At 65.1% G+C, this 23,865-nt stretch carries 22 protein-coding genes and 2 pseudogenes; 13 read left to right on the top strand and 11 right to left on the bottom strand.

The window, feature by feature from the left end:
• Window positions 1-13: 13 nt before the first annotated feature.
• Window positions 14-1,189 (bottom strand): iron-containing alcohol dehydrogenase, encoded by a 1,176-nt coding sequence (locus ACO550_RS04150; protein ID WP_315594947.1) that lies wholly within the window; start codon window positions 1,187-1,189, stop codon window positions 14-16.
• Between the two features lie 248 nt (window positions 1,190-1,437).
• Here ACO550_RS04150 and ACO550_RS04145 point away from each other — a divergent pair, with 248 nt between their 5' ends.
• Window positions 1,438-2,793 (top strand): MFS transporter, encoded by a 1,356-nt coding sequence (locus ACO550_RS04145; RefSeq protein WP_485994231.1) that lies wholly within the window; start codon window positions 1,438-1,440, stop codon window positions 2,791-2,793.
• Between the two features lie 205 nt (window positions 2,794-2,998).
• Window positions 2,999-3,946 carry a transcriptional regulator GcvA gene (locus tag ACO550_RS04140; RefSeq protein WP_315594946.1) on the top strand — a complete coding sequence of 316 codons (948 nt, stop codon included), beginning with the start codon at window positions 2,999-3,001 and terminating at the stop codon, window positions 3,944-3,946.
• Here ACO550_RS04140 and ACO550_RS04135 read toward each other — a convergent pair.
• Genes ACO550_RS04135 through ACO550_RS04115 form a run of 5 tightly spaced genes read right to left on the bottom strand, consistent with a single transcriptional unit; the run spans window position 3,921 to window position 8,385 of the window.
• The gene (locus tag ACO550_RS04135; RefSeq protein ID WP_315594945.1) at window positions 3,921-4,352 is read right to left on the bottom strand and encodes a thioesterase family protein; all 432 of its coding nucleotides are present in this window, start codon (window positions 4,350-4,352) and stop codon (window positions 3,921-3,923) included. The genes ACO550_RS04140 and ACO550_RS04135 overlap by 26 nt on opposite strands.
• A gap of 14 nt (window positions 4,353-4,366) precedes the next feature.
• A complete protein-coding gene (locus ACO550_RS04130) occupies window positions 4,367-5,284 on the bottom strand; it encodes an amidohydrolase family protein (RefSeq protein WP_315594944.1) in 918 nt (305 codons plus the stop codon).
• Window positions 5,281-6,267, bottom strand: coding sequence for a tripartite tricarboxylate transporter substrate-binding protein (locus tag ACO550_RS04125; protein ID WP_315594943.1), 987 nt, complete (start codon window positions 6,265-6,267; stop codon window positions 5,281-5,283). Before ACO550_RS04125 ends, ACO550_RS04130 begins: the two co-directional genes overlap by 4 nt.
• 54 nt (window positions 6,268-6,321) lie before the next feature.
• Window positions 6,322-7,554, bottom strand: coding sequence for a CoA transferase (locus ACO550_RS04120; RefSeq protein ID WP_315594942.1), 1,233 nt, complete (start codon window positions 7,552-7,554; stop codon window positions 6,322-6,324).
• A gap of 51 nt (window positions 7,555-7,605) precedes the next feature.
• Window positions 7,606-8,385 carry an enoyl-CoA hydratase/isomerase family protein gene (locus tag ACO550_RS04115; protein ID WP_315594941.1) on the bottom strand — a complete coding sequence of 260 codons (780 nt, stop codon included), beginning with the start codon at window positions 8,383-8,385 and terminating at the stop codon, window positions 7,606-7,608.
• Window positions 8,386-8,662: 277 nt separating this feature from the next.
• Here ACO550_RS04115 and ACO550_RS04110 point away from each other — a divergent pair, with 277 nt between their 5' ends.
• The 8 genes from ACO550_RS04110 to ACO550_RS04075 all read left to right on the top strand — a co-directional run bounded on the left by ACO550_RS04110 (window position 8,663) and on the right by ACO550_RS04075 (window position 16,580).
• A complete protein-coding gene (locus tag ACO550_RS04110) occupies window positions 8,663-9,802 on the top strand; it encodes an iron-containing alcohol dehydrogenase (RefSeq protein WP_485994227.1) in 1,140 nt (379 codons plus the stop codon).
• A gap of 51 nt (window positions 9,803-9,853) precedes the next feature.
• On the top strand, window positions 9,854-10,828 hold the full coding sequence (locus ACO550_RS04105; protein ID WP_315594939.1) for a tripartite tricarboxylate transporter substrate-binding protein: 975 nt from the start codon (window positions 9,854-9,856) through the stop codon (window positions 10,826-10,828).
• Between the two features lie 4 nt (window positions 10,829-10,832).
• Window positions 10,833-12,041, top strand: coding sequence for a fumarylacetoacetate hydrolase family protein (locus ACO550_RS04100; RefSeq protein WP_315594938.1), 1,209 nt, complete (start codon window positions 10,833-10,835; stop codon window positions 12,039-12,041).
• Between the two features lie 97 nt (window positions 12,042-12,138).
• Window positions 12,139-13,125, top strand: a complete 987-nt coding sequence (locus tag ACO550_RS04095) for a DctP family TRAP transporter solute-binding subunit (RefSeq protein ID WP_315594937.1) — start codon at window positions 12,139-12,141, stop codon at window positions 13,123-13,125.
• Window positions 13,125-14,135 carry an amidohydrolase family protein gene (locus ACO550_RS04090; RefSeq protein WP_315594936.1) on the top strand — a complete coding sequence of 337 codons (1,011 nt, stop codon included), beginning with the start codon at window positions 13,125-13,127 and terminating at the stop codon, window positions 14,133-14,135. Before ACO550_RS04095 ends, ACO550_RS04090 begins: the two co-directional genes overlap by 1 nt.
• Window positions 14,132-14,632 (top strand): TRAP transporter small permease subunit, encoded by a 501-nt coding sequence (locus ACO550_RS04085; protein WP_315594935.1) that lies wholly within the window; start codon window positions 14,132-14,134, stop codon window positions 14,630-14,632. The genes ACO550_RS04090 and ACO550_RS04085 overlap by 4 nt, the downstream gene beginning before the upstream one ends.
• A 32-nt stretch (window positions 14,633-14,664) precedes the next feature.
• The gene (locus ACO550_RS04080; protein WP_315594934.1) at window positions 14,665-15,942 is read left to right on the top strand and encodes a TRAP transporter large permease subunit; all 1,278 of its coding nucleotides are present in this window, start codon (window positions 14,665-14,667) and stop codon (window positions 15,940-15,942) included.
• A 47-nt stretch (window positions 15,943-15,989) separates the two neighbouring features.
• Window positions 15,990-16,580, top strand: a complete 591-nt coding sequence (locus ACO550_RS04075) for a PPC domain-containing DNA-binding protein (RefSeq protein ID WP_315594933.1) — start codon at window positions 15,990-15,992, stop codon at window positions 16,578-16,580.
• A gap of 65 nt (window positions 16,581-16,645) precedes the next feature.
• On the opposite strand, the gene ACO550_RS04070 is transcribed toward ACO550_RS04075, so the two are convergent.
• Window positions 16,646-17,017, bottom strand: coding sequence for a hypothetical protein (locus tag ACO550_RS04070; RefSeq protein ID WP_315594957.1), 372 nt, complete (start codon window positions 17,015-17,017; stop codon window positions 16,646-16,648).
• 404 nt (window positions 17,018-17,421) lie between these two features.
• On the opposite strand from ACO550_RS04070, the pseudogene ACO550_RS04065 reads away from it, so the two are divergent.
• Together ACO550_RS04065 and ACO550_RS04060 are read left to right on the top strand one after the other, a co-directional pair.
• Window positions 17,422-17,675, top strand: a pseudogene (locus ACO550_RS04065) (hypothetical protein); the annotation flags it as partial.
• Window positions 17,676-18,429: 754 nt separating this feature from the next.
• Window positions 18,430-19,032, top strand: a complete 603-nt coding sequence (locus tag ACO550_RS04060) for a DUF6036 family nucleotidyltransferase (protein ID WP_315594932.1) — start codon at window positions 18,430-18,432, stop codon at window positions 19,030-19,032.
• Window positions 19,033-19,111: 79 nt separating this feature from the next.
• Here ACO550_RS04060 and istB read toward each other — a convergent pair whose 3' ends face one another.
• A complete protein-coding gene (gene istB / locus ACO550_RS04055; protein ID WP_315594931.1) occupies window positions 19,112-19,852 on the bottom strand; it encodes an IS21-like element helper ATPase IstB in 741 nt (246 codons plus the stop codon).
• On the bottom strand, window positions 19,849-20,874 hold the full coding sequence (gene istA, locus ACO550_RS04050; RefSeq protein WP_315594930.1) for an IS21 family transposase: 1,026 nt from the start codon (window positions 20,872-20,874) through the stop codon (window positions 19,849-19,851). The genes istB and istA overlap by 4 nt, the downstream gene beginning before the upstream one ends.
• Window positions 20,875-21,501: 627 nt before the next feature.
• Here istA and ACO550_RS04045 point away from each other — a divergent pair.
• Window positions 21,502-21,948, top strand: coding sequence for a GNAT family N-acetyltransferase (locus ACO550_RS04045; RefSeq protein ID WP_315594929.1), 447 nt, complete (start codon window positions 21,502-21,504; stop codon window positions 21,946-21,948).
• Window positions 21,949-22,117: 169 nt separating this feature from the next.
• Here the strand turns inward: ACO550_RS04045 and ACO550_RS04040 are convergent.
• Window positions 22,118-22,537 (bottom strand): annotated as a pseudogene (locus tag ACO550_RS04040) (PIN domain-containing protein).
• Between the two features lie 183 nt (window positions 22,538-22,720).
• A complete protein-coding gene (locus ACO550_RS04035; protein ID WP_315594928.1) occupies window positions 22,721-23,701 on the bottom strand; it encodes a tripartite tricarboxylate transporter substrate-binding protein in 981 nt (326 codons plus the stop codon).
• Window positions 23,702-23,865 lie beyond the last annotated feature (164 nt).

Genomic DNA, 23,865 nt, shown 5'->3' with positions numbered 1-23,865 from the left:
TCTGGGTAATGCGTTACGCGAACGCCTCGATGTCGCCGCGATGCGCGGCAACGATGATCCGCTCGATGTCGGCCGCGCTGGTCAGGCGCGGATTCACCAGCACGTTGCCGCTGCGCATCGAGTCCTTCACCATCTGGGGCAGGTGGGCCAGGTCCACGCCAAGCTCGCGGATCGTCGACGGGATGCCCAGCGCGCGATTCAGGTCGCGGATCAAGGTCACCACGCGCCCGGCCGCTTCCAGGTCCGTCAGGCCGGACACCTCGCTGCCCAGCGCCTGCGCGATGTCGCGGAAGCGCTCGGGGCTGGCCGGCACGTTGAACGCCACCACGTAGGGCAGCAACGCCGCGTTGGCGATGCCGTGCGCGATGTCGAACACGCCGCCCATCGTGTGGGAGATTGCGTGGACGTTGCCCAGCTTCGACTGCGAGAACGCCACCCCCGCCAGGAACGACCCCATCAGCATGTCCGCGCGCGCCTGCAGGTCTGCGCCGGCATAGAACGCCTTGCGCAGGCTGCCGCCGATCATGCGGATTGCATGCAGCGCCAGGGCCTGGCTGATCGGGTTGGCCTGCTTCGATACATAGGACTCGATGGCGTGGGTCAGCGCGTCCATGCCGGTGGCGGCAGTGATCGCAGGCGGCAGGCGCAGCGTCAGTTCCGGATCCAGGATGGCCACCTTCGGGAACAGCTTCGGGCTGATGATGACGGTCTTGAATAGCGTTTCCTTGTTGGTGAACACCGTCGACGCCGTGCATTCGCTGCCGGTGCCGGACGTGGTGGGCACCGCCACGATCGGCAACGGCTCGTTCGGAATGCGGTCGTAGCCCTCGTAGTCGAGGATCGACCCCGGGTTCGTCGCCATCGCGGCCACGCCCTTGGCCGTGTCGATGCTGCTGCCGCCGCCCACGCCCGCCACGGCGGTGCAGCCGTGTTCCTTCAGGAAGGCCACGGCGCGCTCCAGCACCGAGATATCGGGGTTCGGCGCCACGCCGTCGAATGTCTCGTAGGCCACGCCGGCGTCCTGCAGCGACTGGAAGAAGCCGTCCAGCACGCGGCTGTGCATGAGGCCCTCGTCGGTGACGACGAGCAGCTTGCCGCCGGCATGGGGGCGGATCAGTTCGCCGGCTTGCGCGGCCAGGCCGTTGCCGAACCTGAGCGTGGTGGGAAAGTGATAGAGGAAGGGATGCATGAGGATTCCGTTTCGGTACGTTGTCTCCAGACCGCACGGTACAAAGCGCGACGCCCCCTGCCTAATGAAAAGGCGTGATGACCCGATAACGGCGGCGCATCGGGCTTCCCTCCCGCCGTGCCCGGCGGCACCGGCCGTCACCAGCGGTTATCACGCGATCACAACGCGTCATTAGGCAACGCGGGGGCGGCGCTCCTACAGTGCCGGGGCGATTCGCTCGCCCCGACAACCACAACGACGAGACAGCCATGCCATCTCTGCACCCTTCTGCCACCTCCGCGCCCGTCGCGCCCGTCCCGGGTACCGATGCGTTATCGCCGGCTGCCTCGATGCGGCTCACCAACGTACGCTGGCGCATCTTCCTGATCATGCTTCTGCTCACGGCCATCAACTACATCGACCGCGCGTCGCTGTCGGTGGCCCTGCCGCTGATCGCGCCCGAATTCAACCTGACGCCCGCCATCGAGGGCCTGATGCTGAGCGCGTTCTTCTGGTCGTACGCGCTGATGCAGATTCCCGCCGGCCTGCTGCTCGACCGCTATCACACGCGGGGCATCATCGCCGCTGCCACCATCGCCTGGGGCGCGTTCCAGGCGCTGGCCGCGGTCTCGCACAACTGGATCGTGCTGCTGCTCACGCGCATGGGCCTCGGGGTATCCGAATCGCCGATCATGCCGTCCGGCGCCAAGCTGATCGGCTCGTGGCTGACGCCGCATGAGCGCGGGCGCGGCGCCGTGCTGGTCGATGGTGGCGCACCGCTGGGCAGCGCGTTTGGCGCCATCATCATCGCCGGGCTGATCGCGTGGCTCGGGTCCTGGCGCATCGCCTTCGTGATCGCGGGCGTGGGCACCATGCTGGCCGGTCTGCTGGCCTGGCGCTATATCCGCAACCATCCGTCCGAGCATCCCGACGTCAACGCCGCCGAACTGGAGCACATCGTGCGCGGCAACGCCCCGGCCAGCGATGCAGCGGCGCACGCCGCGGTGCCGTTCCGCGAACTGATCCGCGACCGCTCGGTGCTGGCGATGTTCGCCGGGTACAGCTGCATCCTGGCGGTCTTCTACGGCCTGCTGACCTGGATGCCGAGCTACCTGCACAAAGCGCACGGGTTCAACATCACGGCCATGGGCGGCGCTACGTTCCTGATCTTCATGTCCGGCTTTGTCGGCGAACTGGTCGGCGGCTACCTGGGCGACAAGTGGAAGGCATCGGGCGCGTCGCCGAACCTGGTTATGCGCACCATGTTCAGCGGGTCGTCGCTGGTGGCGGCCGGCTGCATCCTGGCCGCCGCATACATTGCGGATTCCACCGTGGTGGTGGCCCTGCTGTGCGTGGCGCTGTTCTTCATTCGCTTCTGCGGCATGTACTGGAGCCTGCCGGCCGTGATCGGCGGACCGGATCGCACCGGGGTGCTGGCCGGGACCATGAACTTCTGCGGCAACATGGCCGGCGTGGTGGTGCCGGTGCTGATCGGCGTGATCGTGCAGTGGTCCGGATCCTACTTCCTGGCACTGTTGTTCTTCGTCGCCATGGCCGTGGGGATTGCCGTGTTCTCCAGCCTGATCGACTACCGCCCGCGCTCGCAGGCTGCCTCGGGCCACTGATCCCGTCCCACCAGGCCGGCCCGGACACCCGGTGCCTGCAGTGCCCGCCCCGGCACACGCGCCGGCCGGCACGGGAAGGCACCTATGGCCGGCCATCCTGCGCCGGTGCTATGTTGTGCATCCAGCCCGGCCGGATCCCGTGACAGGCGCCATGTGACGGCGGGCCAGACGCAGCGGTGTTGCGACCCGACACGAACGCGAGACCATGTCCAGATCGATCCCTCCCCTGAACCCGCTCCGGGCGTTCGAGGTAGCCGCGCGGCACCTCAGCTTCACCCGGGCCGCCGAGGAACTGTTTGTCACGCCTTCGGCGGTCAGCCACCAGGTCAAGACGCTCGAAGAGAACCTGGGCGTGCAGCTCTTCATCCGCGAGGCCAAGGCGCTGGTTCTGACGCCGGCCGGTACCGCCTACCTGCCGGCCGTGCAGCTCGCCTTCAAGCAACTGGCCGATGCCACGCATCGCCTGCACAGCAAGGACCGCCCCGCGCTGAAGGTCAACATGCCGCCGACGTTCGCGGTCAAATGGCTGATCCCGCGCATGGACCGCTTCATGCAGGCCCATCCCGAGATCGACCTCAAGGTTTCCACCTCGAACCACCGCATCGACTTCGAGCGCGACGACTTCGACCTGGCCATCCGCTATGGCCGGGGCGACTATCCCGGCCTGTATTCACGCCTGTGCCTGCCGGTCGAGGTGATCCCGGTCTGCAGCCCCGCGCTACTGCAGGGCGCCGCGCCGCTGAACCAGCCGTCCGACCTGCAGCATCACACGCTGCTGCACGACGACAGCACCTACACTGACGTGAGCAACCCCGACTGGGCGATATGGCTCGAACATGCGGGCGTCACCAACGTCGACGCCAGCCGTGGCCCCTCGTTCTGGCCGAGCCACCTGGTCATCAACGCCGCCATCAGCGGGCTTGGTGTAGCGCTGGTCAAGAAGAACTGGATCGAGCAGGACCTCGAGGAAGGCCGGCTGGTCAGGCTGTTCGAGTCGATCCGGCTGCCGGTGGAGTTCTCGTACTTCATCGTCTTTCCGCGCGAACGTCTCGACGATCCGCGCATCCGCAGCTTCGCCGACTGGATCTGCGGCGAAACCGCGGCGCTGCGGCCACCGGCGGCGCCGGTCAGCGAGCTGCCGGTGCGGCTGTAGCGGCCGTAGCTGCGGCCTCGGCCTTCTTGCGCACGCGGAACTTGAGCCGTTCCACGTCCACCACAAAGCGCCGATGGTTGCCGGTGCACACGGTCTCCACGGCGTCATGGGCGGCCACGTTGAAGGTCACGCTGCGGCCGTCCACCGCCGCGACTTCCACCTCGATGCGCACCTCCCCGCCCAGCGGCGTCGCGCCCGCATGGGCGACCGATACCTCGGTGCCCACCGAGCTCTGCCCCGCCGTCACGTGATCCTGCAGGAAGTCTAGGCAGGTCTGCTCGATGTCGCGCACCAGTTCCGGTGTCGCATAGATACGCAGGTCCTCGCCCAGGAAGTCGATCGTGCGCGCACGGTCGACTTCCAGCTTGCGGATGCACCGTGCACCCACCTTGATCTCGTTTTCCATGAATGTTTGTCCGTTCAGTCGGGCAGCCGGTAGATGCGTGCGGCGTTGTCGTGCAACAGCGCGCGCTGCTGCGCCTGGGGATAGATCGAAATGGCGGCCATGAAGCCCGCCAGGATGGTGGCGTACGGCGCCACGAGGCTGTCCACCGGATAGTTGCTGGCGAACATGCAGCGATCCGCGCCAAAGATGGCAATGGCGTCGCGGATCACCGGCACGTTGTCGACCTCGGCCCAGGGCCGCCCGGGCAGGCCCAGCCCCGAAACCTTCACCGCGACGTTGGGCTCGCGTGCCAACCGTTCCATGGCGTGGCGCCAGCCGTCCAGCCCGGTCTCACTGCGGTCCGACGGCAGCCCGGTGTGGTTCAGCACGAGCCGGGTCTGCGGAAAATCGCGCGCCAGATCGGCCGCCTGGTCCAGGTGCCACCAGGGCGCCTGCAGGTCGAACGACATGCCGTGGCGGCCCAGCAGCGCGTAGCCGCGTCGCCACTGCTCGTCGTCCATCGACCCCGGTTGGCCACGGCGCGCATCCTCGCGACGCGCCGTGGCCGGCTTGTTGCGGATGCCGCGCATCCTGGCGTAGGCCGCATGGCCTGCCAGCACGGCTTCCACGTCGCCACGGTCGAGTTGCGCGTGCCCGACGATGACCGTGGGGCGGCCATGGGCCTCGGCCAGTGCGTCAACCCACGCGGTCTCGTCCACCGGATTCTCGCGCGCCCATTCGGCCTCGATATGCACGGTCTTCACGGGGGCGCACCCCGCCGTATCGCGCGCATAGTCGGTCGGCAGGTAATTGCGCCGCAGCGCGCTATAGTCGCCATACCGGAAGTTGGGCACTGTCTCGCCCTGTAGCCAGGGGTACGGATGGCGCGACAGATCCCAGAAGTGCTGGTGGGCGTCGATGAACGGCGTGGCGCTTTCGGCGGCGGCGCTCATCGTGCGTTCTGCTGCGCGGCGATGCGTTGCGCCAGCGGCCGGAATTGCACCGCTTCCCGTGCCATCTCGGCCTGCAGCGTCGCGTCGTCGGCATAGGTGTCGGTGCTGAAATGGAGCTTCTCCAGCGTCTGGCGCATGATGGGCTCCTGGACCGATTTCGCGATGGCCGTCTTCAGCACGGCAATCACTTCGGGCGGCGTGCCCTTGGGTGCCGAGATGCCGCGCCAGATGCCCATCGACAGGTCGATATGGCGCTCCTTCAGCGTCGGTACGTTCTCGAAGCCGGCCACGCGGCGATCCGCCATCACCGCCAGCACCTTGAGCTTGCCAGCCTCCACATGGGTAGCCACCTCGGCCGTGCTCACGGTGACCGCGTCGATATGGCCGCCCAGCAGCGCCAGCGTGGCCGGTGCGCCGCCGGCATACGGAATGTCATTGAAGCGGGCACCGGTCTTTTCGGCCAGCGCCGCCGACGCCATGTGCCACGCCGAGCCCTGCCCGGCCGTGCCAACCCGGATATTGGCGCCCGGCTTGCGCGCATCGGCCAGGAATTGCTCCAGCGTGGCCCACGGCGCATCGGCGCGCACCACCACGGCAGCCGGATCGGCGTTCAGGCGGGCGATGGGCACCAGGTCTTGATAGGTAAACTTGGCCAGTCCCAGCGCGTTCAGGAACGTCAGCTCGCTGGACGACAGCACGAGCTTGTAGCCGTCCGGCTTGGCGTTGACCACTTCACCCAGGCCCACTGCGCCCGTTGCGCCGGGCTTGTTGATGACGACCAGCGGTTGCGGCAAATGCTTGGCCGCCGCAGCCGACAGCGCGCGGGCCACCACATCGGCACCGCCGCCGGCCTGCCAGGGCACGATCAGTTCGATGCGGCGGCTTGGATAGGTTTCCGCGAACGCGGGCAGGTTGCAGCCCAGCGCGGCCAGCGCCAGGGCGCCGAGCACGAGGTGCCGGCGTGAAGTGTGTACGGGGGTCATCCCTGTCTCCTGATTGTCATGGTCTTCCTGGCGGGTCTCTGGCCCGCTCAGTGGTCAAGCTGTCTTGCGTACCGGTGGCTGCACCGCGTCCTGCGCGCCGAAGGCGCCCTGTGAGCGCAGTCGTGCCACGGCGGCGGCGTCGACACCGAATTCGGCTAGCACCTCGTCGGTATGCTGCCCCAGCAGTGGCGCCGGATAGCGCACCTGCTGCGGCGTGCCCCAGAGCTTCACGGGAAAGCCCAGTGCCTTGGTTGCGCCTTCCACCGGGTGGTCGATGTCGAGCACCATGTTACGCGCCACGGCCTGCTCGCTCACCAGCGCCTCGTCGTAGGTGGCAATCGGCGCGGCCGGCACGCCTGCCGCCAGCAGCGCATCCACCCACTCGTCGGCTGGCCGGCGCGCGAACTCCGCCTCGATTTCGCTGATCAGGACGTCACGGTGCCGGATCCGGGCCGCGTTATCGACAAAGCGCGGGTCGTCCACCAGCTCTGGACGCCCGATCACCTCGCACAGCGCCTTCCACAGCTTGGGATTCGCGGCCCCGATCACGAAATGGCGGTCGGCGGCACGCACGGCCTGGTACGGCGCGCTCATGCGATTGGCGCTGCCGATCGGCACCGGCACGGCGCCGGTGCCCCAGTATTCGGCCGACTCCCAGACCGAAAGCCCCAGTGCGGTCTCGAACAGCGACGCATCCACGTACTGCCCCTGTCCGGTCTGCGCGCGGCCCATCAGCGCGCTGAGGATGCCGTAGGCCGTGAACAGGCCGGCCCCAAGATCGGCGATTGGCACGCTAGACTTCACCGGCGGCGCGTCGGGATGGCCCATCACGCTCATCACGCCCGACATCGCCTGCGCGATCAGGTCGAGTCCGGGACGGGCCGACCATGGACCGGTCTGTCCGAAGCCCGAGATGCTGGCGTAGACCAGGCGCGGATTGATCGCGCTCAGCGTGGCATGGTCGATCTTGAGCCGTGCCGCCACGCCCGGCCGGTTGTTCTCGACCAGCACGTCGGCGCCGCGCACCAGTTCGTAGAACGCCTCCAGGCCGGCGGGATTCTTGAGGTCGATCTCGACGCTGCGCTTGTTGCGGTTCAGCGCCAGAAAGCCGCCGCTGTCATCGCCCTTGAGCCGGAAGCCCATGGCCTTGCGGGTCTGGTCGCCCACGCCCGGCGTTTCTACCTTGATGACGTCGGCGCCCATGTCGCCCAGCAGCATGCAGCAAAACGGACCGGCCATGATCTGGCTGACGTCCAGGACCTTGATGTTCGATAGCGGCAAATTCATGAAATGCACCTTGCGGATGGATGTAAGACGGAACGGCGTCGCGGGCGGCGTCTAGCGCCCCACGAACTGCGGGCGCGACTTCGACACGAACGCGTCGAAGCCGATGCGGAAATCCTCGGTATCGAAGCACGCGTAGGCTTCGTCCTCCTCGTCGGCGCGCAGCGGTGCCGACTCCTGCAGCCGGCGCGCAAACTGCTTGTGCCAGCGCGCCACCAGCGGTGCGCCCTGGGCGATGCGCCGGGCCGTGGCGTAGGCTTCCTCGGGTACGTCGGCGTCGGCCACCACCCGGTTGACCAGGCGCATCTCGCGCGCCTCGGCGGCACCGAACACGCGCCCTTCCAGCACGATCTCCAAGGCCGCGGCCGGGCCGGCCAGCGCCATCAGGCCGCCCAGCTCGCCATACGACATGACCAGCCCCAGCCGGTTGACCGGCACGCCGAAGCGGCTTGACTGGCCACAGATGCGCATGTCGCACATCGACGCGATCTCCAGGCCGCCGCCTACGCATGCACCCTGGATCAGCGCCAGCGTGGGATGCCGGCAGTCGGCGATGGCACGCATGGTGGCGTGGGTGATCTGGCCGTAGTCACGCGCCTGCGCCGCGGTAAAGCGCCGCGTGCGGAATTCCTCGATATCGGCACCGGCGGCGAACGCCTTGTCTCCGGCGCCGCGCAGGACGACGCAGCGCACGGTGTCGTCCGCCGACAGCGTGGTCATGGCATCGGTCAGGCCCTGCCACATCGACAGGTCCAGCGCGTTGAGCTTCTCGGGGTTGTTCAGCGTGACGGTGGCGATCTGGCCATCGCGTTCGATCAGGATCGGCTGTCTCATGGTTTCTCGTTGGTGTGAGGGTGTGCGGCAGGCCGTAGCCGGCGTGCTGGCTTGCAGTCTAGGGGCGCCGCCGCGCGCGGCAAAACGAGAAAAACTCGACCGGCCTTCAAGAAAAACTAGGCCCATGGCGTTGTGAGTTTTTCTTGGAGGCGCTTCAAGTAAATCCACGTTGTCCGCACCCGGCCTTGTTCCTAGACTTCGTCACCATTCCAGCCCCAATTCGACAACCCGGATTGCCGCACCGCAGCACGGTCGCGGGCAACCATCAGGAGACGCCATGCCGCTGATTCAGTACATCACCCAGATCCAGATCGACTTTGGCGCAGTCAAGCTGCTGCCGCAGGAATGCGAGCGCATCGGCATCACACGGCCCCTGGTGGTCACCGATGCAGGCGTGAAGGCTGCCGGGATCGCGCAGCGCGTGCTGGAACAGCTGGCCCCGGGCATGGAGGCCGTGATCTACGACGGCACGCCATCGAACCCAACCGAGCGGGCCATGCGCGAGGCCGTGGCGCTGTATCGCGACTACCGCTGCGACGGCATCATCGCCATCGGCGGTGGCTCGCCGATCGACCTGGCCAAGGGCGTGGCCGTCTGCGCCACGCACGAAGGCCCGCTGCGGCAGTTCGCGGCCGTGGAAGGCGGCGTGGCCCGCATCACGGCCGCCACGGCGCCGGTCATCGCCATCCCCACCACGGCTGGCACCGGCAGCGAAGTGGGCCGGGGGGCCGTGCTGATCCTCGACGACGGCCGCAAGGTTGGCGTGCTGTCCCCGCACATCGTGCCGCGCGTGGCGATCTGCGACCCCGAGCTGACGCTGGGCCTGCCGCCCGGCCTGACCGCCGCCACGGGCATGGATGCCATCGCGCATTGCATGGAGACCTTCATGGCTCCGGCGTTCAATCCGCCGGCGGACGGCATTGCGCTCGACGGCCTGCGGCGCGGCTGGCAGCACATCGAGCTGGCGCAGCGCGAGCCACAGAACCACGACGCGCGGCTGGCGATGATGAGCGCCTCCATGCAGGGCGCACTGGCCTTCCAGAAAGGACTGGGCTGCGTGCACAGCCTGAGCCATGCACTGGGCGGCCTGATGCCGACGCTGCATCACGGCACGCTCAATGCCGTGCTGCTGCCCGCCGTGATCCGCTTCAACGCACAGGCCCCCTCGGTACGCGACGAAGACCGCCTGGCGCGGATGGCCCAGGCGATGGGCCTGGGCAGTGCCGATGATGTCGACGCGGCCATCGTCGAGAAGAACCGGCGCCTCGGCCTGCCCACCGGGCTGGCCCAGATGGGGGTAGATCCGGCACTGTTCCCGCGCGTGATTGCCTATGCGCTGGCCGACCACTGCCACAAGACCAATCCGCGCATTGCCAGCGAAAGCGACTACATGGAGATGCTGACGGCATCGCTCTGACGCCCGCGTCGCTGCACCTCACCCCATCAAAAAAGATAACAGGAGACCGCCATGCAACGTCGTACCTTTATCGGCGCGGGCGCCGCGCTGTTGGCCACCTCGCTGGCCGCGCCGTGGGTCCAGGCCCAGACGCTTCCGTCGGGACCGATCCGCATCATCGTCGGCTTTCCGCCCGGTGGCGGAACCGACGTGATGGCGCGCGTGCTGGCCGAGAAGCTGTCCGCGTCATGGCGCACCTCCGTGATCGTCGAGAACCGCCCCGGCGCGGCCGGCGTGGTGGCGGCCGAGTACACCGCGCGCCAGCCCGCCGACGGCGCCACGCTGCTGATGACCAACATCAGCAACCATGCGATTGCGCCGAGCCTCTATCCGAAGATCGGCTACTCGGTGGAGAAGGATTTCACGCCGCTGATGCTGGTCGGCGTCACGCCCAACCTGCTGATCTGCCGCGCCGGCGGACCGGCCCGCACGGTGCAGGACGTGGTGGCGCTGTGCCGCAGCCAGCCCGGCAAGATCACGTTCGGATCGTCCGGCACCGGCGCCGCGCAGCACCTGGCGCTGGAAATGTTCAAGCTGCGTGCCGGCGTGGACGCGCTGCACGTGCCCTATCGCGGCTCGGCGCCAATGCTGACCGATCTGGTCGGCGGCCAGATCGACTTCAGCTTCGAGACCATGACGTCGGCCACGCCGCAGATCCGTGGCGGCAAGGCCGTGGCCATCGCCCAGACGCGCCTGCATCGCGCGACCAGTTTCCCCGACGTGCCGACCCTGGCCGAATCCGGCTTCCCGGGCTTTGACGCGGGCACGTGGTACGGGCTGGTGGCTCCGGCCCGGATGCCCGCCGCGCTGGTGGCCAGGATGAACGCCGACATGAACCGCGTAATGGCGATGCCCGACGTCGCCCAGCGGCTGGCCGGCTTCGGCGCCGAGGACGGTGGTGGCAGTGCGGCCCACTTTGGCGAGTTCATCAACGCCGAATGCATCAAGTGGGCGCGCATCGTCAAGGAAGCAAACGTAAAGGTATGACCGTATGACCATTGCTACCACCATCCCCCGACGCATCACCGTCGAAGAATCGCTGCCAGTCGATGCCGACCGCGCGCTACTGGTTGGCCGTGCGTGGGTACCCGGCCGCCTGGGCGGCCCGACGCTGGTCACGGTCCGCCGGGGCGAGCTGGTCGACATCAGCGCCGTCGCCCCCACCATGGCCGCCCTGCTAGCGCTGCCCGATTGCGCCGCGCGGGTGGCGGCGGCCGATGGGCCATCGCTTGGCGCGCTGCAGGGCTGGCTCGACGATACCTGCGCGCACGGGCCCCACCCCGCGCACCGGCACCTGCTGGCGCCGAACGACCTGCAGGTGGTCAAGGCGGCCGGCGTCACGTTTGCGGCGAGCATGCTCGAACGCGTGATCGAGGAACGTACCCGTGGCGACGCGGCGGGTGCGGCCGCCGTACGGGCGTCGCTGGCCGGCATTCTTGGCGACAGCTTGTCCGACGTGCGCCCCGGCTCGCCCGAGGCGGCGCGCATCAAGCAGGTTCTGCTGGCCCAGGGGCTGTGGTCGCAGTACCTGGAAGTTGGCCTCGGGCCCGATGCCGAGATCTTCACCAAGGCGGCGCCGCTGGCGTCGGTGGGTACCGGCGTGGGGGTGGGCATCCATCCACGCTCCACCTGGAACAACCCCGAGCCCGAGGTCGTGCTGGCCGTATCGCCGGACGGCAGGATCGTCGGCGCAGCGCTGGGCAATGACGTCAACCTGCGCGATTTCGAGGGGCGCAGTGCCTTGCTGCTTGGCAAGGCCAAGGACAACAACGCGTCGTGCAGCGTGGGGCCGTGGATACGGCTCTGCGACACGCACTTTGGCATCGACGAGATCGCTGCCACGGACATCGCCCTGACCGTGGAAGGCGAGGACGGCTTCGTGCTGAACGGCCACAGCACGATGCGCCAGATCAGCCGTGCTCCGCAGGAACTGGTCACCCACGCCATGGGCGCGCACCACCAGTACCCCGACGGCATGATGCTGTTCTGCGGCACGCTGTTCGCACCGATCGAGGACCGCGACGAGCCGGGCGCCGGCTTCACGCATCACCAGCACGACCGCGTGGCCATCCGCGCGGCGCAACTGGGCGGCCTCGTGAACTGGGTGCAGGACTGCACCACCCTACCGCCGTGGACCGTCGGTCTCGGCGCCCTCATGCACAACCTTGCCCGGCGCGGTCTGCTGCATCCGCCGCCCTGACAACGCTGGCAAAGGGGCCGCATGGCCCCGCCGGCGACCGCCATCCAGACATCTCACGGAGGTGGCGGCGCCTTTCATCACCCAGGAGACAACCACCATGAAACACGCTATCTCGCATATCGTGCTGGCCGCGCTTTTGTCCATCGCCAGCGCGGCGGGCGCCCAGACCGTCAAGCTGCGCTTTGCGCATACGGTGCCCGAGACCGATTCCCAGCATCTTGCCGCGCTGTCGTTCAGCGAGAAGGTCAAGGCGCGTACCAACGGCGCCGTCGAGATCCAGGTCTTTGCCAACAGCCAGCTGGGCAACGACACCTCGCTGGTGACCGGTGTGCGCAGCGGCACCATCGACATCGGTGCCACCGGCAACCCGTTCGTCACCGGCCTGGCACCCCGCCTCAACGTGCTGGACCTGCCCTACCAGTTCGAGGACGGCCCAGGTGCCTACCGGGTACTGGACGGTGCCGTCGGCCGTTCCCTGCTGGACGAACTTGGCGCGCATCGCATCAAGGGCCTTGCGTTCTGGGAGATCGGCTTCCGCAGCCTGGGCAACAACAAGCGGCCTATCCAGCGCGCCGAGGACGTCCGTGGCCTGAAGATCCGCACCACGCCGAATCCGTCGCATATCAAGGCATTCCAGCTGCTGGGCGCCAGCCCGCAGCCGATGCCGTTCGCCGAAGTGTTCGGCGCGCTGGAGTCGGGGGCCGTCGACGGCCAGGAGAATCCGCCCACGCTGATGGTGTCGGCCAAGCTCTACGAGGTGCAGAAGTACGTGTCGCTGACGCGCCATGCCTACACCGCGCTGGTGGTGCTGATGAACAAGGCCAAGTTCGAATCGCTCAAGCCCGAGTACCAGAAGGTGCTGCTGGAGGAAGCCGCCGCGGCCGCCACCTACCAGCGCAAGCTCAATGCGGACAACGAGCGCGCGGCCATCGCCCAGTTGCGCGCCAAGGGCGTGCAGGTCAACGAGCACCCCGACAACGACAGCATCCGCAAGATCGTGCGCGAGGAAACCCGCCAGCTCTTCGTGCAGAAGAACGGCGACGCGGGCGGTGCCATCCTGCGGGCCATCGAGACGCAGCGCTGATGAACGCCGCCGACTCCCAAGGGCACGTCGCCATGACCCACCGCCCCGACGCCATCGTCGATGCCCATCACCATCTGTGGCACCTTGGCGCCGGCCGCTATCCGTGGTTGCAGGACCGCTACGACCCGCAGGCCTTCTTTCTCGGCGACTACCCGGTCCTGCAGCGTGACTTCGGCGCGGACACCTACCTGGCGCAATGGCCCGGCATCCGCGTGGACGGCACGGTCCATGTGGAAGCCGAACGCGACCGCGAGGAGTCCCTGGCGGAGACGGCCTGGCTCCACGACCACCATGCCCGGCACGGTTTTCCGAACGCCGTGGTGGCCCACGTCGACCTGCTAGACGCCAACCACGCGGCCCACCTGTGGGCGCAACTGCGCTATCCGCTGGTGCGCGGCGTGCGCTGCAAGCCGCGCACCGCCAACGATGCCACGCACGACGTGCGGCACCAGCCTGGCACGCTGCAGGATCCGCGCTGGCGGGCCGGACTCGAAGCGCTGGCCGCGCATGGACTGGCGTGGGACCTGCGCGTGCCGTTCTGGCACCTGGAGGAAGCCGCCGAGCTGATCGCCACCGTGCCGGGCCTGCGGGTGGCGGTGGAACACGCCGGACTGCCGTGGGACCGCTCGGAGACCGGCCTGGCGCGATGGCTGCGCGGCATGCGCGCGCTGGCCAGCCTGCCCGACGTCCACGTGAAGCTATCGGAGTTCGGCCTGCCCGGCGCGCCGTGGCAGCGCGCCAGCAACGTGGACGTGATCCAGCACGCCATCGATACCTTCGGCGCCGGGCGCTGCATGTTCGCCAGCAACCTGCCCGTATCGGGGCTGCGCGCCAGTGCGGCCGAGATCGTCGACACCATGACCGACGCCATGGCTGGCCTCGACGCCGGCCAGGCACGCGGCATCTGGCGCGACAACGCCCTGGCGTTCTATTGCATCACGCTCGATGGCACGGCGCCGCATGCAGGTGCCGGCCAGCCATCGGCAGCTTCAACAGGAGTACAAGCATGACCCGCCTCACCCTTCGAATCGCCCATGGTGCGATGGTCGTCCTGATGATCGCCATGATCGGGCTCGTCTTCGGCAACGTGGTGCTGCGCTATGTGTTCAACACCGGCATCGCGTTTTCCGAGGAAGCTTCACGCTTCCTGTTCATGTGGCTCACGCTGCTGGGCGCGCTGCTGGTCATGCACGACCGCGCACACCTGGGCATGAACACCGTCGTCGCACGCCTCGGGCCCGGCGCCCAGCGCATATGCCGCCTGCTGGCCGATGCCGGCGCGCTGGGCTGCTGCCTGCTGCTGACCCATGGCGCGTGGCAGATCGTGGAGATCGGCATGGACGACCGCGCGCCTGTTACCGGCGTGCCGCTCGGCCTGGTCTACGCGTGCCTGCTGCTCTGCGGCGCGGGCATGGCGGCCATGCTGGCGTGGTCGCTCTGGCGGCTGGTCAGTGGCCGCATGGCACTGGGTGAATTAGTGCCGCAGTCGGGCACCAGCGGCGAATGACGGCAAGCATTATCAGGACGGAGTAGGAAATCATGACCATTTTTGTATTTGTCGGCTCCCTGCTGGGCGCCATGGGCCTCGGCATGCCCATTGCCTTTGCCCTGCTGGCCTCGGGCGTGGCGTTGATGCTGCACCTGGGCAACTTCGATACGCAGATCCTGGCCCAGACGATGCTCGAGGGCGTCAACAACTACCCGCTGATGGCGGTGCCGTTCTTCATGCTGGCCGGCGAGCTGATGAACGCGGGCGGCCTGTCGCGGCGCATCGTCCGGGTGGCCGACGCCGCCGTGGGCCATGTGCGTGGTGGCCTGGGCTACGTGGCGATCATCGCGGCCACGGTCGTGGCCAGCATCTCGGGGTCGGCGGTGGCCGATACCGCCGCCGTCGCTGCGCTGCTGATCCCGATGATGCGCAACGCCGGCTACAACGTGCCGCGCGCGGCGGGGCTGATCGCGGCCGGCGGCATCATCGCGCCCGTGATTCCGCCATCCATTGCCATCGTCGTTTTCGGCGTGGTGGCGCAGATCTCGATCACCAAGCTGTTCCTGGCCGGCATCGCACCAGGCGCGATGATGGCGCTGACACTGGCCGCCACGTGGTACGTCTGCGCCCGCAAGGAAGACCTGGCCCCCGTGGAGCCGTTCTCGGCACGCAAGCTGCTGCGCGCGCTGCGCGAGGGCATCTGGGCGCTGGTGCTGCCGGTGGTCATCATCGGCGGCATGAAGATCGGCGCGTTCACGCCGACCGAGGCCGCCGTGGTGGCCGTGGTGTATGCGATGGTGGTGGGCCGCCTGGTCTACGGCGAACTGTCGATGCGCAAGGTGCCCGACCTGATCGTCACGGCCGCCAAGACATCGAGCACGGTACTGTTCCTGGTGGCCTGCGCGCTGGTGTCGGCATGGCTGATCACCATCGCCAACATTCCCGCGCAGGTAACCGCGTTGCTGGAGCCGTTCATCGGCAACAAGATCCTGCTGATGTTCATCATCATGCTGCTGGTGATCGTGGTGGGCACGGCGCTGGATCTGATGCCTACGGTGCTGATCATGACGCCGATCCTGATGCCGGTCATCACCAAGGCGGGCATCGACCCGGTCTACTTCGGCGTGATGTTCGTGCTCAACAACGCCATCGGCCTGCTGACGCCGCCGGTCGGCACCGTCTTGAACGTGGTGGCCGGCACCTCGCACTGCAGCCTTGACAGTGTGATCGGCGGGGTCTGGCCCTTCCTGCTCAGCCTGACCGCGCTGATGTTCCTGTTCGTGCTGTTCCCGCAATTGATCCTGGTGCCGGCCGCCTGGCTGCACTGAGCCCCCACCCTTCACAAGACCCAACCCATTACAACGAGGAGATAGACATGCACACCACCCCTGCCCGCTCATGGCTGGCATCCGCCATGCTGGCCATGGCCGCCACCACCGCCCTGGCCGTCGTGCAACCCGCCCAGGCCCAGTCCGCTGCGCCGTCCGGCTGCAACGGCATGCTGCGCGTGGAACCCGAAAACAAGAACTACCCGAACGTGCGGCGCTATATCAAGACGCCCACCGGCTACCTGCTGGTGCTGCGCATGGGCGACAACGTGCTGGACCGCCTGGCCGCCTTTGCCGAGTGCGAGAAGATTCCAAGCGCAAGCCTGTCGGCCATCGGCTTCGCCAACGTGACCTTCGGTTTCTGGGACGCCGGCAAGCAGCAGTTCAACCCCAAGATGTATCGCGACGTGGAAATGGCCAGCGTGGTGGGCAGCGTGGCCTGGAAGGAAGGCAAGCCGTCGATCCATATTCACGGCGTGGCCGGCGATGTCAAGTTTGACACCTACGGCGGCCACATCCTGGCGATGGAGGTCGGCACGGGGTCGCTCGAAGTGACCATCGCCTTGCACGGGCAGCAGCTGGAGCGCGCGATCGATCCGCTGATCGGTGCCAACGTTTTGCAGTTGTCGCGAGAGTAGCCGCGGTACAGGAACGCAGTAACGGAACGGCGCGGTGATCCGCGCCGTTCTTGCGCTGCCCGTCATCAAGGCGGCAATACGCTCAAGCCCGATGCCCCGCTGGAAGTTGCCCTGCGCACGCTCCTGAGAACACCGTTCGAATCGAACTCGAACAGCGCCGTCGAAGATCGGATCTTGCCCCCCGCAAACAAGGGGCCAACGATTGGGATGAAGCTCTCGGGATGCGTTTGGGAGGTTGCAAACGAATAGATCAGGATTGTTGATCCATTGCTTAGCGTCGCCTGGGAGGTCGGCACACCAATCTGCCCGATCACGTCCTCCTGGGTGGAAAAACCCGGTAGAAAGTCCTCCAATTGCTCCGGCCTGACGTCCACCCCCGTCGAGACACAGCCACTCATCAGGCCGCACACCATCGTCAATGCGAGAACCCGATTCATGTCGTTACTGCCCTGCCTCTGTGCGACGACGCTGAACATAATGCTCACCATGGCAGTGCCTGATGAAAACTTTCGACATGACACCGACTGACCAAGACGGACCGTCTGGCCGTGATGCCTCCCGCCGGGTCGTTTTGATACTGGGGCGCGTGGCGGCAGTATCATCACGGCGAGGCGTCAGCGCGTCCGGGACTGGTGCCGTCGCGCGCGGGGTACGACCCGACGGTATCAGTCGCGCTTCCAATGCCCTTGCCGCACTTCAGGCTATACAGCACAGACCCAGCCACGCAAGGTGAAAGAACCCTGCCTGGCTACCTACCGTCCCAGCGAAGGCAGTCGCAGCGCATCAGGCGCCAGAGCCGCGTCCGAGAAATCGAAAGCAAGTCGCTTAAATCACATTTAATGGGCCAAAACGCTCGAGAAGGGAAGTCAAGCGGCTGCGTGCGCAACTGGAGCAGTTGCTGGGTGCGCGGGAGCGGTGCTGCGCGAACTGTTCGGCGCGTTCGGCGAGCGCGCGCGACGCAGACGGCGCACGGCCAACCATGAACGCCTGTGGCTGAACCTGGCCGGCTATTGCGTGCGCCCGGGATTCGGCTACCCGCTCGACGACTGGCGCGTTGAGCAACTCTGGGCGTTGTACGACCAGGGGATCCAGTACGGCCGCGTTCGCCGCAGTACCTTCCAAGCGTCGGCGGTTACTGGCAGCAATACGGCGGGCAGTACGCAGGCGCAGGTGCAGGCGGGGCCGTCGCGCACGCTGTCGGGCGGCCCGCCGCGCGCGGTGCAGGCCGCGCCGAATGTCAAGCGCCAACAGCTGATCAATTGGCTCGATCTAGAGCAAGCGATGGTGGGACCCGACGGCCGCACCCTGCTCCACCCTCAGGCGCCGCCGGCCTGCACCACCGCCTTACGGCCAGCCCACAAAACACGTCCCACCCCGCACAAAAAGCACGCTCGGACTGACATTTGAGATTAGCGGAGTGACCTTTCAGAACCCATTGGAGTTGTTACTTATAAGGCGCTTTACGGGCTGTGTACCGCCGGGTTTGAGATTGCCAATATAAACCGGTAAAGTGATCTCGATGGCGGAATCCGGACCGCCTCTGATCGGAGCAATGCGATGTCGTCTAGAGATGTTGAGCAAACCTTACTGAGCCGCTGCGCTGCAGCGGCAAGGGGTGAGCTCACGCGTGCGACCGATCAACGTGAAGCCAACGTTTTCCGGCTCGCCTCGATGGTCCTTCGACCGCGGATGCCGTCAGAGGCGGATAGGCTCTTGGCCGTCAGCGAATCCTATTTCAGCCAGCATCCTACGGACCTGGTAGCGAGTGGCGACATTGTCCGGAACGGTTGGGTGCTGAGTGTTCCGCGTCTTCGGGACATGTTGACCATGCGTCTGCGCCACGCTTGATATGTCCGACGGCTTCTACACCCACACCGCTCTCGCCGAGGGCCTTCGGGATTTGATGGCGCAACTCGAAGCTCGCCTTTCGTTGCAAAAGCCGCTGACTGTGTACTTGGCGGGCGGAATGGCTGTTCATCTGTACACAGCCAGCCGAGTGACTACGGATGTAGACGCCGAGTTCGCCGGTCGCGTAATGCTCCCGCAGGATTTGCTGGTGGACGTGAAGCTAGAGAACGGTATCACGCAAGCGATCTACCTAGACACCAACTACAACCCCACGTTCGCTTTGATGCACGAGGACTACCAGGAAGACTCAATTCCGGTGGACCTTGGTCTCAAGCAAATCCGTGTGCGAGTCCTCTCACCGACTGATCTGGCCGTCAGCAAGATCGCTCGCCTAGCCGACAACGACCGGGAAGATATTCGGGCGCTGGTGTCGGAAGGCCTGACTTCGGCCGCGGAGATCGAGGCACGAGCCACAGAAGCCCTTGGTGGGTATGTCGGCGGTATTGAGATGCTACGCGCAAACCTCCGGGACGCCGTCGCCATAGCTCAGGATGAAGAGCTGGCGATGGACGCCAACCGGGCGGTGGACCGGCCAGAACGCTAAGTGCCCCAACCCGTGCAGCGTTAAGGCTCTTGGCCGAACCGACCGTCGTTGACGTTACGAATCTTCGACTCCAGCGCATCTACGCGAGCCTTGAGATCCGCTGGGGCTCAACCAATCGAAGTACATGCGCGTGGTGAAGGATCCGGTCCAGCATCGCCGCTGTTAGCGTAGTATTGCCGCCGAAGGTCTGGTCCCATTGGGTGAAGGGAAGATTGCTGGTGAGGATCATGGAGCCCCGTTCGTACCGTTTGGCGACGATCTGGAAGAAGTGACTGGCTTGATCCCCAGACAGCGGTAAGTAGCCGATCTCGTCGACGATCAGCAGACGTGGGCCAAGGACGTTGTGCCTAAGGACCGCGTCATAGCGCTCCTGGCGGCGGGCGGCCTCCAGTTGCAGCATCAGATCGGCTGCAGTGACGAATTTGGTCTTGATGCCGGCTTGCGTGGCGGCGTATCCGATTGCGATGGCCAGGTGGGTCTTGCCAACACCGGACGGGCCAAGCAGCACAGCGTTCTGGGAACGCTCGATGAACCGCAACGTCGCCAGCTCTTCGATTAACTTACGAGGTGCTCCGACAGCGAAGCTGTAGTCGTATTCATCCAGCGTCTTGACTGTTGGAAACCCAGCCATGCGGACCAGCGTCTGGCGTGAACGAACCTGTCGGGTATCCCTTTCGTGTGCCAGTACGTGCTCCAAGTAATCCATGAAGCTCCAGTCTTTAGTCGCGGCATCGCCAGCCATCATGCGGTAAGCCTGCATCAGGCCTTCGAGCTTGAGTGCTTGGCAGTGGGCGTCAATGCGCTCTTGTTGCAAGTTCACGCCCGCACCTCCGTCAGAAGCTGCTGATAGACCGACAGCGGATGCTGCAGGGTGGCATCCAGCGAAGGAACCGCCGGTGCAATCCTCGCGGGCTGGGAGGGCTGGGCGAATGCTGGCAGCTTCCGAAGATGCGCGCGCTCTTGCTGGATGAATAGTTCCGCCGGCGCGTAGCCGGTAACCGGATGCACACGTTGGTTCGCCACGTCGCGCAACCACTTGCCAACCTCGGCGTTGGCCGTATCAACATCAAGCACCAGGCCCGACTGCTTTAGCCAACTGGTCAACGGTACGTAGAAGTTGCCGCGCAGATACCGATGGAAGCGCTCAACCTTGCCCTTGGTTTGCGCGCGGTATGGACGGCAGAGTCTGGGAATGAAGCCATAGCACTTGGCGAGATCCAAAAGACCAGGGTGCCAGCGATGATGCCCTTCGGCATAGGCATCGCGCACATCGACGATGGTCTTGGCGTTGTCGTACAGGATCTCCCGGGGCACGCCACCCAACGTCTCGAACAACGCGTGGTGACAGGTCACCAGCGTGTCTGCTCGCTCGTTAGTGGTGAATCTGGCCCAACGCCAGCGGCTGAATCCAAGAGTCGCGGTGAACGCGTAAAGTGGATCGGAACCACGGCGAAAGACGACGAAGTCGCATTGCATCTGTTGGCCCCGAGCGGTCTCGAACCGCATGACCGGATCGGATGCTTGCAGGGGCTTATGCGCCTGCATAAAGGCTTGCAGGCTGCGCAACTGCCCCTGGTAGCCGCGTGCCCGCAGCTCGCGCAATAAGGCCGGCGCGGCGATCCACTCAGGCGCCGCCGCTTGCATGCGCTCCCGAATATAGTCTTGAAACGGATCCAACTTGGTCGGACGTGGGTCACGCTGCTTGTAGCGTGGAACCTCATCGGCAGCCAGGTAGCGAGTTACGGTGTTGCGAGAAACACCCAGGCGCCGCGCGATCTCGCGCAGTGACAACCCCAGGGCCTTGAGCACATGGATCTGCATCCACTGTTCCTTCAAAAGCATCGTCGGCCCTCGCGCGGAAAAGGCTGACTGTACGGAAAAGTGGTTCAGATTTACCTTGCGCGAGGTGGCTCAGTTTTACATTGCGCGCAACACCATTCTTATGTAGCGAACTTCAATATGTGGCGTAACTCGGCAACATCGCAGGATTCGCCCGTCGGCTGGCTGTTCTTCGCCACGTAATCATTTTTATTCCACTCTTTCCGTGTCGGGGGATTGTCTCCGGCTGTTATAACCGAAGGAGTGGACATGCTAGAGCTCTACTTCAAGTATCACCGAGTGATCGACCGTTTTCGCAGTGGGTCGCTAAATCGCACGGCAATCAAGGGGACCCCTTCCTCGGAACCGCGGGCATTTTTCACGAACAATTGGAATGCAAATAATATTGCGAATGCAAATTATTCTTAATTCGAACAAATTCCTGCTTCTCGCTTAAGTGGTTTGAGAGATTTGTGCATCTCCGACAGCCGAGTGATATATGTGTTAACCATGATACAGGTGGGATGTAAGTGTGCCCTACATTATGCTTAGCCGAGTCGAACACCCTTCAAATACATGCCTCGAAGAAAGCATTGATTTTAGTTTCCTTTTCTCCGCGCGCGGGCAATCGTCCTGTAAATCGAAACTGAGATGTTAAAAGAGATAGCATTTCGAGCTGCACAAGCAGAAGATATGGGCCTAATTACGGAATTGTGTACGAAGTACGGAATACAGGCCGATACGTTTGCGGAAAATTCAACGCGACTTGACCATGTGGCCCGGCTGCAAGGAAAAATTGTCGCCTGGGCTTTTGGCGAATGCTTTGATGACGCTATTGTTATCCGCACCGTTTACGTTCTTCCTGAACTTCGGCTGCAAGGCATCGCAACACTCCTTGTTGGGGCATTGCTAATGCGCGCTCGTGCCCGCCGTTGCAACACAGCGTTCCTACTCACGGATGACCATCCGACATTCTTTGCACGCCATGGATTTTCGCTCGCATCGGTCAATTCTATGACCCGAAAAGTAGTGCTATCAGGGGAGCTCCTGCGGCGCTTCGGTGCGAGGACGCATTGCATGTGTCGCCGGCTGGATTAAATTCTAAAGAGCAGTTTTTTGTGAAGGTTGGAATGAGGGTGCAAGCTACTGTAAGCAGTGGACGTGCAGCCATTGCGCAGCGGTACACGACCCGACACAAACGCTGCCCGGAATATTGCCCGCCTGTGACTTCAGGCGCTTACAGAAGGAATCGCCGGGGTTTAGGACGTCAAAGACTGTACGCAGGTGGACCGGCAGCATGCCAGTCTTCGACTAGCAGCTGCGTTACACGGGAAAACTCGCGGACGTTGTGTGTCACAAAGAATGAGGTTGCGCGCCCTCGCCTGTCCGGCAATCAATGTGGCATAGGGGCCGATCGGCGTACCAGCGGTACGCCAATTGTGCACGAATCTCGCCTGCGTGCTAGGCGTCCTCCGTATCAAATGGGACCACCTCGAGCTGCAATGCTTCAATGCCCGCAAAGTTCGCCGCCGCGCGCTAGCTCTTGTAAGCCCCGTAGTACAGCTCGTGAGCAACGATGGACGGCATCCCAAAATCCGCCGGCAAATGCGGTCGCAGACGGGCAAGCATGTTGGGTTCGCCCCTTGAGCATCGCGATCACCGCGTTGGTATCGAGAAGGTACTTCATTCAAAGACGTCCAGAAGGGCAGACGCCGATAAGGAACCGTGCTTCGTGAGTTCCAATGATCAGTCATTCAAATGACGGGTCGCGCGCAAACCTGTTGCGCACCCCGCGAGAGCAACTTGGTAATTGAGACGCTCGTCCACGAAGGAGGCGGGTGGGCCGCCCTCCGGATCCAGCAGGACGCTTCTACTCGAGCTTGGCGCCCGACCGTTCCACGATGGGCTTCCACGCCTTGTATTCCGATGTCACGAGATCGGTGAATTGCTGGGAAGTCAGGAGCTTGGGCTCGGCTCCTTGCTCGTGGATGGCACGGATGACGTCAGGCCGGGCGAGAACCTTGTTGACCTCGGTCCCAATGCGTTCGACAACATCCGCCGGCGTCTTGGCCGGCGCGAAGATGCCGTACCAGGTACTGACGTCCACGCTCTTGTAGCCGCTTTCCGCAACCGTCGGCACGTTGGGCAGCGACGTGCTGCGGGTGGCCGACGTCACGGCCAGCGCGCGCAGCTTGCCGGCCTTGACCTGGGCCAGCGCGGAAGGGACTGATGCCACCATCAGGTCGACGTTGCCTGCCATGGCGTCCATCATCGCAGCATTGGATCCCTTGTATGGAACGTGCAGCAACTTGATGCCGGCGGCCTGGCTAAAGATCTCGGCGGCCAGATGGATGGTCGTCCCATTGCCGGGCGACCCATACTTGATGGATTCCGGATGCGCCTTCGCGGCGGCTACCACGTCGGCCAGCGTCTTGAAGCGCGAATTGGCTGACGTGACGATGGCGATGGGCGTGTAGGCGACGTGGCTGATCGCAATGAGGTCGCGACCTGGCACATAGGACACCGACTTGTACAGCCAGGGGGCGACCACGAGGTTGTCTTTCTGTCCCATGACCAGGTCGTACCCGGTCGGCGCGGCGCGGACGATTTCCGCGATGCCCAGCGTGCCGCCAGCCCCCGGCTTGTTGTCGGGGACAAAAGTCCATTTGGTGTCCTGCGACACCTGGTTGGCCACCAGGCGGGCCAGGATATCGGTGCCGCCGCCCGGCGGGAACGGAATCACCAGCCGGATGGGCTTGGCTGGCCACGGGTTGTGAGCGGATTGGGCTTGTACGGGCGTGGTGGTGAGACCACAGGCCACCAGCACGGTGGCCAGCATTGCCTTCAGCATTGCAAGGATCCTTGTGAAGCGAATCCTGAGCCGAACGTTCGCCATCTTTTGGCGCGGGCTGGTGGGGGGGAGGTGTGACGCCGCTGCTCACGCGTTCATTGCGCGCTGCGGGTGGCACAGGCGCGCAGAATCGAGACATCACTTCAGACAACAGGAATTCGGGT

This window comes from Cupriavidus sp., assembly GCF_057315035.1.
This window is presented reverse-complemented; position numbering and strand designations above follow the sequence as displayed.